This window comes from Streptomyces olivoverticillatus, assembly GCF_014203555.1.
Classification (GTDB): domain Bacteria; phylum Actinomycetota; class Actinomycetes; order Streptomycetales; family Streptomycetaceae; genus Streptomyces; species Streptomyces olivoverticillatus.
Genome location: NZ_JACHJH010000007.1, coordinates 136,133 through 149,419, shown reverse-complemented (window position 1 = coordinate 149,419; position 13,287 = coordinate 136,133). Strand labels below are relative to the sequence as shown.

Here is a 13,287-nt window from a genome sequence, read left to right as displayed (position 1 = left end):
CCGCTCATAGGGGCTGTCATGACAGATGAGAGGGTCTGGCGGGTGAGTGAGACACCGGCGAACACCCTCCAATACCGCTCTGACGGGCCAGAAGACGCCCCAGTCCTGGTCCTGGGGCCCGCGCTGGGTACCACATGGCACATGTGGGACCGCCAGATACCGGAGCTGACCCGCCACTGGCGCGTCGTCCGCTTCGACCTGCCCGGCCACGGGGGCGCGCCCGCACAGCCCGCCGTCGGCGTCGCCGAACTCACCGACCGGCTGCTGGCCACCCTGGACCGCCTGGGCGTCGACCGCTTCGGCTACGCCGGGTGCTCAGTCAGCGGTGCGATCGGCATCGACATCGCCCTACGGCATCCGCAGCGGCTGGCCTCGCTGGCCCTGGTCGGCTCCGCCGCCCACCACGAGGGGCGGGGGCCGGGCGCCGCCGAGATCCGCACCGGCGGCCTGGAGCCCGTGGCCCGCTCCGCGCCCGAGCGCTGGTTCACCCCCGTCTTCGCCGGCGCCCAGCCCGCCATCGTGGACTGGGCCGTCCAGATGGTCCGCACCACGGACCTGCACTGCTACGCCGCCGCCTGCGAGGCGCTGGCCGCGTTCGACGTTCGGGAGGAGCTGGAGCGCGCAGCCGTGCCCACTCTGGTCGTGGTCGGTGCCGACGACGAGGTGGCGCCGCCCGCCGATGCCCGGGTGCTGGTCGCAGGCATTCCGGACGCCCGGCTCGCCGTCGTGCCGGCCGCCCGCCACCTCACTCCGGTCGAGCAGCCCGTCGCCGTCACGGACCTGCTCGTACGCCACTTCACCAGCGCCTGGCAGCGCACGCCCCAGCCCGTCGCCGCCGCCCCGATCCCGCCGATCGCCCCCGCGGGCGTCTTCGGCCCGGCCCCCGAGCCCATCCCCCCGGCCGCGGAGCCCACCACCCCCGCCACCGGAACCCCCGCCGCCGGCACCCCGGCCCCGGCGCCCGCGGCCCCCAGCCCATTCATCCCGGCCCAGACGCCGACGCCCGCCGCCCCGGCCACCCCCGCCGCCGGCACGCCCGCACCCGCGGCCCCCAACCCGTTCACCCCGGCCGCCCCCGCGCCCGACGCGTACGAGCAAGGTGCCCGCATCCGCCAGGAGGTGCTCGGCGACGCGGAAACCGGCACCGACGCCGGCCCGGCGGACGCGGCCCGCAAGGACGGCTTCACCGCCGGCTTCGACGACTTCGTCACCCGCATCGCCTGGGGCGAGACCTGGAGCCGCCCCGGGCTCGACCGGCGTACCCGCGCCCTGGTCACGCTGACCGCCCTCACCGTCGGCGGTCACCTGGACGACCTGGCGACGCACACCCGCGGCGCCCTGCGCAACGGCGTCACCCCCGAGGAGATCGGGGAAGTGCTGATGCACTCCGCCCTCTACTGCGGGCTGCCGGCCGCGGGCGCGGCCTTCGCGGTGGCGCGGCGCGTCGTCGAGGAGGAGCGCGGCACCCAGGGGTAGCGGCCGGGCCGGGGCCGAAGGGCCGTAGCAAGATGGGCCCATGAAGCTGACCAAGCACAGCCACGCCTGCGTCCGGCTCGAAAAGGACGGCCGGACCCTCGTCATCGACCCGGGGGTCTTCAGCGAGGAGGACTCCGCGGTCGGCGCGGACGCCGTCCTCGTCACCCACGAGCACCCCGACCACTTCGACGTGGGGCGGCTGCGGGCCGCCCTGGAGGCGAATCCGGCCGCCGAGCTGTGGACCCTGCGCAGCGTCGCCCAGCAGGTCTCGGCGGCCTTCCCGGGCCGGGTGCACACCGTCGGCGAAGGCGACGCCTTCACCGCCGCGGGCTTCGACATCCAGGTGCACGGCCAGCTGCACGCCGTGATCCACCCGGACATCGAACGGATCACCAACGTCGGCTACCTCGTGGACGGCTCCGTCTTCCATCCCGGCGACGCGCTGACGCTGCCCGGCCGGCCGGTCGACACCCTGATGGTTCCGGTGATGGCCCCCTGGAACAAGGTCTCCGAGGTCATCGACTACGTACGGGAGGTGGGGCCACGGCGTGCGATCGACATCCACGACGCGCTCCTCACCGACCTGGCCCGGCCCGTCTACGACCGGATGCTCGGCCCCGGCGGCCCGGGCGTGGGCGGCGCGGACCACTCCCGGCTGGCGGCGGGCCAGAGCATCGATCTCTGACGGAGTCCGGCTGTCGGACCCGGCCGTTAGGGTGGCTTCATGCGCATCGCCACCTGGAACGTGAACTCGATCACCGCCCGCCTGCCCAGGCTGCTCGCCTGGCTGGAGAGCAGCGGCACCGACGTCCTGTGCCTCCAGGAGGCCAAGTGCGCCGAGGACGCGTTCCCGTTCGAGGAGCTGCGCGCGCTCGGCTACGAGGCCGCGGTCAACGCCACCGGCCGGTGGAACGGCGTGGCGGTGCTCTCGCGCGTCGGCCTGGAGAACGTGGTCGTGGGCCTGCCCGGCGGCCCGGACTACGACGGCGGGCAGGAGCCCCGTGCGATCTCCGCGACCTGCGGCGGCGTCCGCGTCTGGTCGGTCTACGTGCCCAACGGCCGCGAGGTCGGCCACGACCACTACGCCTACAAGCTGCACTGGCTGGAGGCGCTGCGCGACGCGGTCACCGCCGACGCCACGGGCGAGCTGCCCTTCGCCGTCCTGGGGGACTACAACGTGGCCCCCACCGACGAGGACGTCTACGACCCGGCCGTCTTCGAGGGCTCCACCCACGTCACCCCCGCCGAGCGCGCCGCCCTGGCCGCGCTGCGCGACGCGGGCCTGTCCGACATCGTGCCGCGCCCGCTCAAGTACGACCACCCGTACACCTACTGGGACTACCGCCAGCTGTGCTTCCCGAAGAACCGGGGCATGCGCATCGACCTGGTCTACGGCAACGAGTCTTTTGCCAAGGCCAAGCGGGACGCCTACGTCGACCGCGACGAGCGCAAGGGCAAGGGCGCCTCGGACCACGCGCCGGTCGTCGTCGACCTGGACGTGTGAGACCGGGGCGCCCCCGGGGCCCCGTGGTCAGACCAGCTTGCGCAGGTCGACGGTGTCGCTGAACACCTTCATTCCGGCGTCGTTGGGGTGCAGGTGGTCGCCGCCGTCGAAGCGCGGCAGCATCCGCTCGGGGTGCTGGGGGTCGCGGATGGCGGCGTCGAAGTCGAACACGGCATCGTAGAGGCCGCCGTTGGCCCTGATGTGCCGGTTGACGGCCATGCGCTGGGCGTCGGCCTCGGCGGTGCAGTCGTGGAAGCCGCCGCACGGCGCGATGGTCGCCGCGATGACGCGCAGCCCCCGCTCGTGCGCCCGGACCGCGATCGACCGCATGACCGCGATGATCTGTGTGGCCTTGGTGCCCGCGCGCACGTCGTTGACGCCCTCGAAGACGATGAGCGTACGGACCGACGTCTGGGCCAGCACATCGCGCTCCAGCCGGTGGCCCGCGCTGACCCCGCTCATCACGGAGCTGGTGCCGGCGCCCGGGTAGCGGTCGGCCGCCACCTGGTTCCCGGAGATGCCGTGGTTGAGCACGCCGAGCTCCGGCACGGTGTGCTGGGCGCGCAGCCTCCGGGCCAGCAGGTCCGGCCAGCGGCCGTTGGCCCCGGGCGTCGACCGTTCGCCGTCGGTGATCGAGTCGCCGAGGGTCACCACGGATCCGGGCCCGCCGCCGACGTCCACCCCGGTCAGCAGCGGCCAGCCGTCGAGCCGCTGCCCGTAGACGGTGCCGTCCACGTCGCCCGTGCGGTCCCCGCGGCCGTCGGCGGTCAGGTACGAGACCTGGTTGCTGTAGCTGTGCACGGGCACCGCCCGCACGGTCCCCGGCAGGTGGATGCTCACCAGCAGATTGGTGTCCGGCGGCACCCGGAAGCCCAGCGGGTCGCTCGACTCCTGGGCGCCGGCGGGGATTTCGGTGTCCTCCCGGCCGCCGAAGGACAGCGGCACGGGCCGTGCGGCCGCCGCCGCGCCCTTGCCCTGGAGCGCCACGGTCACGCGCCCGATCCGCACCGGCCGCTGCGCGAAGGTGTTCTCCAGCCGCAGCCGGGTGCGCGGACCGCCCGCGCTGCTGTGCACGATCAGCCGCAGCGTCCGGTCGGTCCACGCCACGGGGGAGTACCCGGACGTGGACGCGGCCCAGCTGCCGGTCCACCCGTTCGTGGGAGCGCGCAGGGCCATGGAGAAGACGTGAAGGCGGGCGCCCGCGGCCGGCGTCCTCGGCAGCACGACGGAGGTGATCTCCCGGCCGCGCGCGACCGGCACGGTCACGGCGTAGAGGCGGGTGGTCTCGTCCAGGGTGCCGTCGGGGGTGTTGCGGTGCGGCAGGCCGACGGCCTTGGTGGTGAGCGGTCCGCGCCGCCAGTCGGGGGCGGTGAGGGCGTACGTGCTGCTGGAGCCGTCTCGGTAGCGGACGGTGCCGCTGCCGCTCGCCTCGCCGCCCGTACCGGCCACCAGGAAGGTGAGCGCGTCGCCGCGCCCGGTGAGCTCCACCTGCTGGCCGGCGGCCCGTACGTTGTCGGGCCTGCCGGGCGCGGAGCGGGGCCAGCGCAGCCGGGAGGCGTCGATCACCAGGCGCTGCCCCGGCTCCCAGCCCGCGTCCGCGAGGTCCTGGGCGGAGAGCGAGCCGCCCGCCCCGTCGAAGTCCGCGGCTTCCGGGTCCGCCTCGTCGCTGACCGCCGCATTGTCGAAGAGCCGCTCCAAGGGGAGCGGCTCTTTGCGTGCGCCGGCGTCGGCGAGGGCGGGCGCGCCGGAGAAGACGACGGCGCACGCGGCGGCGAAGGCGACGGGCCCCGCCCCGGTCCACCGTCTGTGACGTCCGGCGACGAGCGCCTTGGGTTTCGATGTGCCGAGCATGCGCGTCATGCCTCCCAGCGTTCCCCGCTCCGAGTATGGCGGCATGAAGCTAAGGAGACATTCGGGGAACGTCAAGGAGGCCGACCGGCCACGTCGGGTGCAGCGCGCCTGTGGTGGGGCCATCCGTGCGAGTGAGATCCTGGCCGGTATGAACATTCCCTTCTTGGACAGCTGGCGCAAGCGGCACGGTCAGGCGCCCGGGGCGGCGGCGCTGCCGGAGGCGGCGGAGCGGGACCCGGAGGGCCTGGCCGAGCTGCTGGCGGAGTGCGAACTGCTGCGTGCGCACGCGCAGTCGGCCGGTGTCGCGCTCGATGACTCGCCGTCGTCCCTGGAGGCGCTCGACCAACTGCAGCCGCGCTGGCGGGAGGACCCGGAGCTGGTGCCCTGGCTCGGTAACGACGCGGGGCTGTACCTGGGCACGGTCATCGTCCGCACGGTGGCGGGCGCGGGCTGGTGGATCTGGCCCGACGGCCAGCCCGTCGTCCGGCTCGTCAACGGCCGGGAGATCGACGTGGTGGAGGCGGGCCGGGAGTGGGCGGCCGACGGCGCCCCGGAGCTGTCCCAGCTGTACGGGGAGATCGCCGAGAACTGAGTGAGCCGCCGGCGCCCGGCGACTCAGCTGGTGAAGGGGATGGTGTATTCGAGCCGCCAGCGGTCGGCGCGGACGACGATGTCGGAGGTCTCCACGGCCCGGTCGTCGCCGTCGAAGTGGGTGCGCTCGACGACGGTGACGCACTGGCCGGCCGCACAGCCCAGCGCCTCGGCCTCGGGGGTGGTGGCGGGCCGGGACCCGACGAGCTCCTGTGCCCGTACGACGCGGATGCCGATGGCGGCCAGCCGGCCGCGCACCCCGCGGCGGGCATAGGGCCCGCGCTCGGGGAGGGCGACGTCGGTGCCCTCGGTGATCGTCAGCGGCTCCCAGCTGGTGGCCAGCTGCACGGGGTGCCGGTTGGCCAGGTACTCGTACTGGGTGCACAGCACGGGCTCGCCGGGGCCGATGCCCAGCCGCCGGGCGACGGGCGCGCTGGCGGGCAGCTCGCTGGAGGACGCCTCCCAGGTCAGGGCGGTCTCGCGGGCGCCGCTCCCGTCGGGCGGGCCGTGCTCGCCGTGCCGGACGTGCCGCGGCCCGTACGCCCGGCCGAACTCCTGCCCCTGGCGCGCCCCGTATCCCCGGATCTCCGCGGCGAAGGGCGAGTCCACGGCACCGGTCGAGCGCAGCAGCGTGCCCAGCGGCGCCCGGTCGGTCACGAACACCCCCCGCCCGAACTGCCCCTGCGCATAACCGGCGGCCTTCAGGACGCGGACCGCGCGGTCGACGGTCTGGTCGCTGGCCTCGTAGGTGCGTTTGAGCTCGGAGCGGGAGGGGATGCGCTCGCCCACGGCGAGCGCGCCCTCGTCGATGCGCCGCCGAAGGTCGTCGGCGATGCGCAGATACACGGGCCTGCTGTCGCCCACACCGGTCTCCCTTCCCCCGGGCGTCCCCGGGTTCCCCCATCCGGACCCCACAGGCTAGGTACCCAGGCTCGGTCTGTGTACCTAGGGCAAATGGCGGGCAAAGCGGTGTGGATTTGGCCTAATCCTCCTATCTGCGCGTGTCAGCAGGGAAGTCCCGTATGGATGCGGATAGTTTGCGGCGACTGCGAGACAGCTGAGAGTGGGTAGGGCTGGCATGGCCGTCGATCCTCTGATCGAACTGCGGGACGTCAACAAGCACTACGGGCAACTGCACGTGCTGCAGGACATCAACCTCACCGTCGACCGGGGCGAGGTGGTGGTGGTCATCGGCCCCTCCGGCTCCGGCAAGTCCACGCTCTGCCGGGCCATCAACCGCCTCGAACCCATCGGGTCCGGCACCATCTTCCTCGACGGGCAGCCGCTGCCCGAGGAGGGCCGGGCGCTCGCCCGGCTGCGCGCCGACGTCGGCATGGTCTTCCAGTCCTTCAACCTCTTCGCGCACAAGACGGTGCTCGAGAACGTCTCGCTGGCCCCGCTCAAGGTCCGGGGGCGCGGCAAGGAGGAGGCCGAGCGGCGCTCGCGCGAGCTGCTGGAGCGGGTCGGCCTGCTCGGCCACGCCGACAAGTACCCCGCCCAGCTCTCCGGCGGCCAGCAGCAGCGCGTCGCCATCGCCCGCGCCCTGGCCATGGACCCCAAGGCGCTGCTGTTCGACGAGCCCACCTCCGCCCTGGACCCGGAGATGATCAACGAGGTGCTGGAGGTCATGCGGCAGCTCGCCCGGGACGGGATGACGATGCTCGTCGTCACCCACGAGATGGGCTTCGCCCGCTCCGCCGCCAACCGCGTCGTCTTCATGGCGGACGGCCGCATCGTGGAGGACCGCACCCCCGAGGAGTTCTTCACCGATCCCCACAGCGCCCGGGCCAAGGACTTCCTCTCCAAGATCCTCAAGCACTGAGCGGGGTGTCTGCGCACATGAGGACTCCGCACACGAGGACGTCGCACACGAGGGCTTCCCGCCGCACCCTCGCCGCCGTGGCGCTCGCCGGTCTCGCCCTGCTCGCCGCCGCCTGCGGCAAGGAGGGCAGCCCGCCCGTCAAGGGACCCAAGCCCGGCAGCCTGCCCGTCTACCAGGTGGCGAACGGCTTCCAGCTGCCCGACTCGCCGGTCTGGCGGGCCGCGAAGAGCCGCGGGCACCTGGTCGTCGGCGCCAAGGAGGACCAGCCCTACCTCGGCGAGAAGGACCCGGCCACCGGCACCTACTCCGGCTTCGACATCGAGATCGCCAAGATGATGTCCGCCTCGCTCGGCTTCGACCCCGGCACGATCGCCTTCCGCACCATCGCCTCGGCCAACCGCGAAACCGCCCTGCAGAACGGCCAGATCGACTACTACGTCGGCACCTACACCATCAACGACCGGCGCAAGAAGCAGGTCGGCTTCGCGGGCCCGTACTACATCGCCGGACAGTCGCTGCTGATCCGCAAGGACGAAAAGGGCATCAACGGCCCCCAGGACCTGACCGGAAAGAAGGTCTGCTCCGCGGCCGGCTCCACCCCGCTGCAGCGCATCCAGCACGACTACCCGCGCGCCAAGGCCGTCGCCTACGACACGTATTCGATCTGCGTGGACAACCTCCTCACCCTCCAGGTGGACGCCGTCACCACCGACGACACCATCCTCATGGGGTACTCGGCCAAGGTCCCCGACGAACTGAAGGTCACCGGAAAGCCCTTCTCCCAGGAGCCGTACGGCATCGGCATGCCCCGCAGCGACACCGCGCTGCGCCTCGCCCTCGACAACGCCATCGAAGCCCACGAGAAGAACGGCGACTGGAAGAAGGCCTACGACGCGACCCTCGGCCTGTCCGGGGTGCCCGCCCCGCAGCCGCCCGCCGTCGACCGCTACGGGAGCTGACCGCGATGAACGTCCTCATCGACAACCTCTCCCTCTACGCCGAGGGCCTGCTCGGTACCGTCGAGCTCACCGTCTACTCCTCGCTGCTCGCCCTCGCCCTCGGCTTCGTGATGGCCTCCTTCCGCGTCGCCCCCGTGGCCTCGCTGCGCGCCTTCGGCACGGCGTGGGTGACGGTGCTCCGCAACACCCCGCTCACCCTGCTCTTCTTCGCGGTGCTGCTCGGGCTGCCGCGCTTCGGCATCGTCCTGCCCTTCCAGCTCTTCGCAGTCCTCGCCCTGGGCTGCTACACCTCGGCCTTCATCTGCGAGGCCCTGCGCGCGGGCATCAACACCGTGCCCACCGGCCAGGGGGAGGCGGCCCGCAGCCTCGGCATGACCTTCCGGCAGACCCTCGGCCTCGTCGTCCTGCCGCAGGCCTTCCGCTCCGTCATCCCGCCGATCGGCTCCACGCTCATCGCGCTCGCCAAGAACTCGGCGATCGCCGGGTCGTTCAGCGTCACCGAGCTGCTCGGCACGTACAAGACGCTCAACGAGCTGGGCTACAACATCGTCTGGACGTTCGTCTGGATCGCCGTCGGCTACCTGATCGTGACCCTGTCCATCAGCGCGATCTTCAACGTGCTGGAGAAGCGCTGGGGAGTCGCCCGATGACCGCCGGTACCGCCCTCTACGACATCCCCGGCCCGCTCGCCCGGCGCCGCCACCGCCTCTACGGGATCATCGCCACCGCCGTCATCCTGGTCATCCTCGCCGGGGTGGTCTACCTCCTCTTCGACACCCACCAGTTCACGGCCGCCAAGTGGACGCCCTTCGAGTACAAGGGCATCCAGGAGATGCTCCTGCGCGGCCTCGGCAACACGCTCAAGGCCTTCGTCTTCGCCGCCGTGTTCTCCCTCGTCCTCGGCGGGATCCTCGCCTGCGGGCGGCTGTCCGCCCACCGGCCGGTGCGCTGGGCGGCCACGCTGGTGGTGGAGTTCTTCCGGGCGATGCCCGTGCTGGTGATGATCTTCTTCGTCTTCGTCGCCCTCAAGGTGCAGCCGCTGCCCGCCCTCGTCACCGGGCTCACCCTCTACAACGGCTCCGTGCTCGCCGAGGTCTTCCGCTCGGGCGTGAACTCGGTCGAGCGCGGGCAGCGGGAGGCGGCTCTCGCGCTGGGCATGATCAAAACCCAGGTGATGACGTACGTCCTCGTGCCGCAGGCGGTGCGGGCGATGATGCCCACCATCATCAGCCAGCTCGTGGTGGCCCTGAAGGACACCTCGCTCGGCTTCCTCATCACCTACGAGGAGTTCCTGCACGCGGGCAAGCTGATCGCCAGCAACCTCGACTACGACCTGCCCTTCATCCCCGTCGTGATGATCATTTCGCCGATCTACATCGGGATGTGCATGCTGCTGTCGTGGTTCGCCACCTGGATGGCCAAGCGGCAGCGGCGCAGCCCGAAGACCGAGGCCGTCGAGGTCGCCGCGGCCGAGCCCGGCACCCTGATGCCGGGCGCCGGGCCGCACCCCTAGGACTTCACCGGTACCGACAGCTCGGGCGAGGCGAACGTCAGGCGTGCGCCGGCCGGGTTGTGCGCGATGTACAGCGGGTCCACGGTGTCGAGGACCAGCGCGAGGCGGTGGCCCGCCGGGACGTCGTACGCGGTCGAGAAGAGCCCCAGGTCCACCCCGAAGGCCTTGCCCGGCGTCCGGCCGTGGAAGGTGTACGGCGCGTGGCTCACCAGCTTGCCCACGCCCAGCGGGCCCACGTCGTAGAGGTAGGCCACGACGGTGCCGCTCTCCTTGTCGCCGGTCAGCGTGGTGTGCAGCCTGACGTTGCCCCGTATGTGCTGTGCCTCGGCGTAGGGGCCGGTCTGCCAGACGGCGGCGAAGGCGCGGGGCAGCAGCGGTACGGAGACCATCGGCGGCAGTTTGAAGAACTGGTCCAGGGTGCTGGAGAGCAGGGCGACGCCGCCGTCGGCGCCCGAGTCGATGCCCGCGCGGATGGTTCTGGTGCCGTCGAAGGCCACGGTGCGGCGGGTGCGTTCCACGTCCGCCCAGCTGCGGTACGTGTCGTAGCCGCCGTCCGAGCGGGACTTCAGCTGTACGGGCGGCTCGCGGTCGATGCCGTTGTCGGCGCCCCGGAGGTAGTGGTCGAACCAGCGGCGGGTGCTGGTCCAGGTGTCGTTGGGCAGTCCGAGGAGCCCGGTGGCCTCGGCCGTGGCGTGGTCGCCGGGGCGCAGCTCCAGGCGTTTGGGGCCGGTGAGCCGCTCGTAGAACTTCGCGTACTGGTTCGGCGGGAAGATCGAGTCGCCCCAGGCGTTGCCCAGCAGCACGGCGGCGCCGCCCGCGTTGATGTCGTCGAGGTGGGTGAGGGGCGAGCGCTTGGCGCCCCACGCGGTCATCTCCGGAATTTTGCCGAGGTCGGAGCCGAGGAAGGACTTCAGGATGTTCTGGAGTTCGTCGCTGGGGCGCCCGGTGGCCGCGCCCAGGCCGCCGAGCACCGCGGCTGCCTGGGCGTGCTGGGTCTGTTCGCCGTAGATGGACTCGAGGAGGTCGGCCCAGCCGCTCAGCGCGGCCACCGCCTTGACGCGCCGGTCGTGTCCGGCCGTGAGCAGGCTGATGCCCGCGCCGTACGACACGCCTGCCATGCCGATGTGCTCCGGGTCCGCGGGGGTGTGGGCGAGGGCCCAGTCGATGACCTTGGAGGCGTCGGCGACGTCCGGAGGGCCGGCGGTCTCGATCTTCCCGCCGGAGAGCCAGAAGCCGCGCGCGGTGTAACTGACCACGATGTAGCCGGAGTCGGCCAGCTTCTTCGCCTGTGCGAGGTACTCGAACTGCGGCATGGACCAGCTGGCGGGCAGCACCACGAGCGGATAGCGGCGTGAGCCGTCGGCACCCGCGGGGGCGACGACGTTGCCCTTGAGGGTGATGCCGCCGGAGCCGGGGATGTCGGTGAAGCGGACGCCCGCCGCGGCCGGTTGGCGCGCCGTCGCCGCCGCCGGGGTGGTGCCGGCGACGGCATGGGCGGGTGCGGGGGCTGCGACGGCGAGCAGCGCGGCGGTGGCGGCCCCCGCGGCCGCGGAGCGCAGGACCTGACGAGAGCGTCGTCGCACGGGTCACTCCTGACGTCGGTGCCGCGGGTGGGCGGCGGCACGCCGATGCAAAGTGACCCGACGGTAACCTCGGTTGTTTACCGACGGTAATACCGCGGCATGTTACGCATGGGTAACAATTGGCGGATGGGTCCCGGGTGGTTGCGCTGCCCCGGGCTCCGTTGCGTCCGGAACCGTTACGCCGCGCCGAGCCACAGGTCGGGGCCGAAGACCTCGTAGTGGATGTCGGCGGCGGCCACGCCCGCGTCGAGCAGCTGGGCGCGGGCCGCGCGGAGGAAGGGCAGGGGGCCGCACAGGTAGGCGGTGGTGCCCGCGGGGATGTCGAGGCGGGAGAGGTCGGCCAGGCCGGTGCGGTCCGCGGGCCAGGCGCCTTCGGGGCGCTCGTACCAGACGTGCGCGACCGCGTCGGGGAGCTTGGCGGTGAGCTGGTCGAGGTCGGCGCGGAAGGCGTGGTCGGACTCGCTGCGGTCGGCGTGTGCGGCGATGACTCGGCGGGCGGAGCCGGTGTCGGCGAGGTGGCCGAGCATCGCGATCATCGGGGTGCAGCCGATGCCAGCGGAGGCGAGCAGCACGGGGTGGTCGCCGTCGTCGAGGGCGACGTCGCCGAAGGGGTGGCTGATGTCCAGGGTGTGGCCGACGTCGAGGTGGTCGTGGAGGTGGTTCGACACCTCGCCCGCCGGGTCGCCCGCGACCCGCTTCACGGAGAACTGGAGGGCGTCGTCCAGTCGGCCCGAGAGGCTGTACTGGCGGATCTGCCGGGCGCCGTCGGGCAGGGTCACCTGGACCGACACGTACTGGCCGGGCCGGAAGTCGGGAGCCTGCCCGCCTCCGTCCGGGCGGACGACGAAGGTGGCCACGTCGGCCGTCTCCTGGCGGCGCTCGACGACGGTGCAGGAGCGCCAGGTCGCGCCGTGCAGGGCGCCCGCCTGCTCGTACAGCCGCGCCTCCAGGGCGATCAAGGCATTGGCCATCAGCCAGTAGACCTCGTCCCAGGCCGCCGCGACCTCGGGGGTGACCGCGTCGCCGAGGACTTCGGTGATGGCCGCGAAGAGGTGCAGGTGGACGACCTTGTACTGCTCGCGGCTGATGCCGAGCGAGGCGTGCTTGTGGGCGATGCGCGAGAGCATCGCGTCGGGCCGGACGTCCGGGTGTTCGACGAGCGCGGTGGCGAAGGCGGCTATGGCGCCCGCGAGCGCCTGCTGCTGCTCGCCGTTGGCCTGGTTGCCGCGGTTGAACAGGTCGCGCAGCAGCTGCGGGTGGGCGGCGAACAGTTTGTCGTAGAAGAGCGTGGTGATCTCGCCGACGGCGCCGCCGACCGCAGGAAGGGTGGCGCGGACGGTCTCGGTGGACTTCGGGGACAGCATCGACGGCTCCTCGCGGGGGTCCAAAATATGCATCTGAGATTCGTATTTTAAGTGGTGCGAACAGACCCCCGGGGGAGGGGGAAATGTCAACTTCCGGGCGGTGTGCTCAGGGTCAGCAGGACCGGTCCGGTGGGCGGACCGGCCAGGTCTTCGACGGTGAGCGGGTCGAGTGCGGCGAAGAACGCCTCCTGTGCCTCGCGCAAGGCGCCGCGCAGCCGGCACGCCGAGCGCAGTGGGCAGGGCGGTTCGTCCTCGCAGCCGACGACGTCGCCCGTGCCTTCGAGCTCCCTGACGAGGCGGCCTACCGACCCCCTGCGCCCGGCGGGTGTGAGGGCGAGTCCGCCGCCGCGGCCCCGGCGGGCCTCGACGACCCCCAGATGCTGGAGGCGGCTGACGACCTTGGCTGCGTGCGTGTACGGCACGCCGACGGTGCCGGCCACCTCGCGGGTGGTCGGTGCCGGGGCCTCCTCGTCGGCCACGGCCAGGCGCATGGCGATGCGCAGGGCGATGTCGGTGCTCTTGGTCAGTCGCACGGTGTCACCGTACCTAATTGGATTCTTGAAATCCAATTTGATCGTGCCCGGTCCGCGGCTTTTGGCCACGGATTCCACCGGGCCGGGGTCA

At 72.3% G+C, this 13,287-nt stretch carries 13 protein-coding genes; 8 read left to right on the top strand and 5 right to left on the bottom strand.

Annotated features, from left to right (window positions below):
* Positions 1–42 precede the first annotated feature (42 nt).
* The 3 genes from pcaDC to FHS39_RS22345 are packed head-to-tail and all read left to right on the top strand — an operon-like array spanning position 43 to position 2,980.
* Positions 43–1,476 carry a bifunctional 3-oxoadipate enol-lactonase/4-carboxymuconolactone decarboxylase PcaDC gene (pcaDC, locus tag FHS39_RS22355; RefSeq protein ID WP_343069686.1) on the top strand — a complete coding sequence of 478 codons (1,434 nt, stop codon included), beginning with the start codon at positions 43–45 and terminating at the stop codon, positions 1,474–1,476.
* A gap of 40 nt (positions 1,477–1,516) precedes the next feature.
* Positions 1,517–2,161 carry an MBL fold metallo-hydrolase gene (locus FHS39_RS22350; RefSeq protein ID WP_184351222.1) on the top strand — a complete coding sequence of 215 codons (645 nt, stop codon included), beginning with the start codon at positions 1,517–1,519 and terminating at the stop codon, positions 2,159–2,161.
* A 39-nt stretch (positions 2,162–2,200) separates the two neighbouring features.
* The gene (locus FHS39_RS22345) at positions 2,201–2,980 is read left to right on the top strand and encodes an exodeoxyribonuclease III (RefSeq protein WP_184351221.1); all 780 of its coding nucleotides are present in this window, start codon (positions 2,201–2,203) and stop codon (positions 2,978–2,980) included.
* A gap of 27 nt (positions 2,981–3,007) precedes the next feature.
* Here FHS39_RS22345 and FHS39_RS22340 read toward each other — a convergent pair whose 3' ends face one another.
* On the bottom strand, positions 3,008–4,840 hold the full coding sequence (locus tag FHS39_RS22340) for an SGNH/GDSL hydrolase family protein (protein ID WP_246470404.1): 1,833 nt from the start codon (positions 4,838–4,840) through the stop codon (positions 3,008–3,010).
* Positions 4,841–4,979: 139 nt separating this feature from the next.
* Here FHS39_RS22340 and FHS39_RS22335 point away from each other — a divergent pair, with 139 nt between their 5' ends.
* Entirely contained in the window at positions 4,980–5,423 is a 444-nt protein-coding gene (locus FHS39_RS22335) for a DUF6278 family protein (protein WP_045932559.1), read from the top strand.
* Between the two features lie 23 nt (positions 5,424–5,446).
* Here FHS39_RS22335 and FHS39_RS22330 read toward each other — a convergent pair whose 3' ends face one another.
* The gene (locus FHS39_RS22330; protein WP_184351220.1) at positions 5,447–6,286 is read right to left on the bottom strand and encodes a UTRA domain-containing protein; all 840 of its coding nucleotides are present in this window, start codon (positions 6,284–6,286) and stop codon (positions 5,447–5,449) included.
* 214 nt (positions 6,287–6,500) lie between these two features.
* On the opposite strand from FHS39_RS22330, the gene FHS39_RS22325 reads away from it, so the two are divergent.
* From FHS39_RS22325 to FHS39_RS22310, 4 genes are read left to right on the top strand one after another with little or no spacing between them, the layout of a single operon-like run.
* Positions 6,501–7,244, top strand: a complete 744-nt coding sequence (locus tag FHS39_RS22325) for an amino acid ABC transporter ATP-binding protein (protein ID WP_045932561.1) — start codon at positions 6,501–6,503, stop codon at positions 7,242–7,244.
* 17 nt (positions 7,245–7,261) lie between these two features.
* Positions 7,262–8,203 carry a glutamate ABC transporter substrate-binding protein gene (locus tag FHS39_RS22320; protein ID WP_184351219.1) on the top strand — a complete coding sequence of 314 codons (942 nt, stop codon included), beginning with the start codon at positions 7,262–7,264 and terminating at the stop codon, positions 8,201–8,203.
* A gap of 5 nt (positions 8,204–8,208) precedes the next feature.
* On the top strand, positions 8,209–8,853 hold the full coding sequence (locus FHS39_RS22315; protein WP_184351218.1) for an amino acid ABC transporter permease: 645 nt from the start codon (positions 8,209–8,211) through the stop codon (positions 8,851–8,853).
* Complete coding sequence (locus FHS39_RS22310; RefSeq protein WP_184351217.1) at positions 8,850–9,716, top strand: amino acid ABC transporter permease; 867 nt, start codon at positions 8,850–8,852, stop codon at positions 9,714–9,716. The genes FHS39_RS22315 and FHS39_RS22310 overlap by 4 nt, the downstream gene beginning before the upstream one ends.
* Here FHS39_RS22310 and FHS39_RS22305 read toward each other — a convergent pair.
* From FHS39_RS22305 to FHS39_RS22295, 3 genes are all read right to left on the bottom strand, one after another.
* Positions 9,713–11,299 carry a CocE/NonD family hydrolase gene (locus FHS39_RS22305; protein WP_184351216.1) on the bottom strand — a complete coding sequence of 529 codons (1,587 nt, stop codon included), beginning with the start codon at positions 11,297–11,299 and terminating at the stop codon, positions 9,713–9,715. The genes FHS39_RS22310 and FHS39_RS22305 overlap by 4 nt on opposite strands.
* A gap of 176 nt (positions 11,300–11,475) precedes the next feature.
* Positions 11,476–12,663: a globin domain-containing protein gene (locus FHS39_RS22300; RefSeq protein WP_184351215.1), complete on the bottom strand. Its 1,188-nt coding sequence runs from the start codon at positions 12,661–12,663 to the stop codon at positions 11,476–11,478.
* Between the two features lie 86 nt (positions 12,664–12,749).
* Positions 12,750–13,196, bottom strand: a complete 447-nt coding sequence (locus FHS39_RS22295; protein WP_184351214.1) for an Rrf2 family transcriptional regulator — start codon at positions 13,194–13,196, stop codon at positions 12,750–12,752.
* Between the last annotated feature and the right edge of the window lie 91 nt (positions 13,197–13,287).

What these genes read in the sequence shown, in the direction of transcription:
- FHS39_RS22340 (WP_246470404.1), bottom strand. Translation starts at nt 4,840, where the DNA reads ATGACGCGCATGCTCGGCACATCGAAACCCAAGGCGCTCGTCGCCGGA.
- FHS39_RS22350 (WP_184351222.1), top strand. Translation starts at nt 1,517, where the DNA reads ATGAAGCTGACCAAGCACAGCCACGCCTGCGTCCGGCTCGAAAAGGAC.
- FHS39_RS22315 (WP_184351218.1), top strand. Translation starts at nt 8,209, where the DNA reads ATGAACGTCCTCATCGACAACCTCTCCCTCTACGCCGAGGGCCTGCTC.
- FHS39_RS22300 (WP_184351215.1), bottom strand. Translation starts at nt 12,663, where the DNA reads ATGCTGTCCCCGAAGTCCACCGAGACCGTCCGCGCCACCCTTCCTGCG.
- FHS39_RS22320 (WP_184351219.1), top strand. Translation starts at nt 7,262, where the DNA reads ATGAGGACTCCGCACACGAGGACGTCGCACACGAGGGCTTCCCGCCGC.
- FHS39_RS22335 (WP_045932559.1), top strand. Translation starts at nt 4,980, where the DNA reads ATGAACATTCCCTTCTTGGACAGCTGGCGCAAGCGGCACGGTCAGGCG.
- FHS39_RS22325 (WP_045932561.1), top strand. Translation starts at nt 6,501, where the DNA reads ATGGCCGTCGATCCTCTGATCGAACTGCGGGACGTCAACAAGCACTAC.
- FHS39_RS22310 (WP_184351217.1), top strand. Translation starts at nt 8,850, where the DNA reads ATGACCGCCGGTACCGCCCTCTACGACATCCCCGGCCCGCTCGCCCGG.
- FHS39_RS22345 (WP_184351221.1), top strand. Translation starts at nt 2,201, where the DNA reads ATGCGCATCGCCACCTGGAACGTGAACTCGATCACCGCCCGCCTGCCC.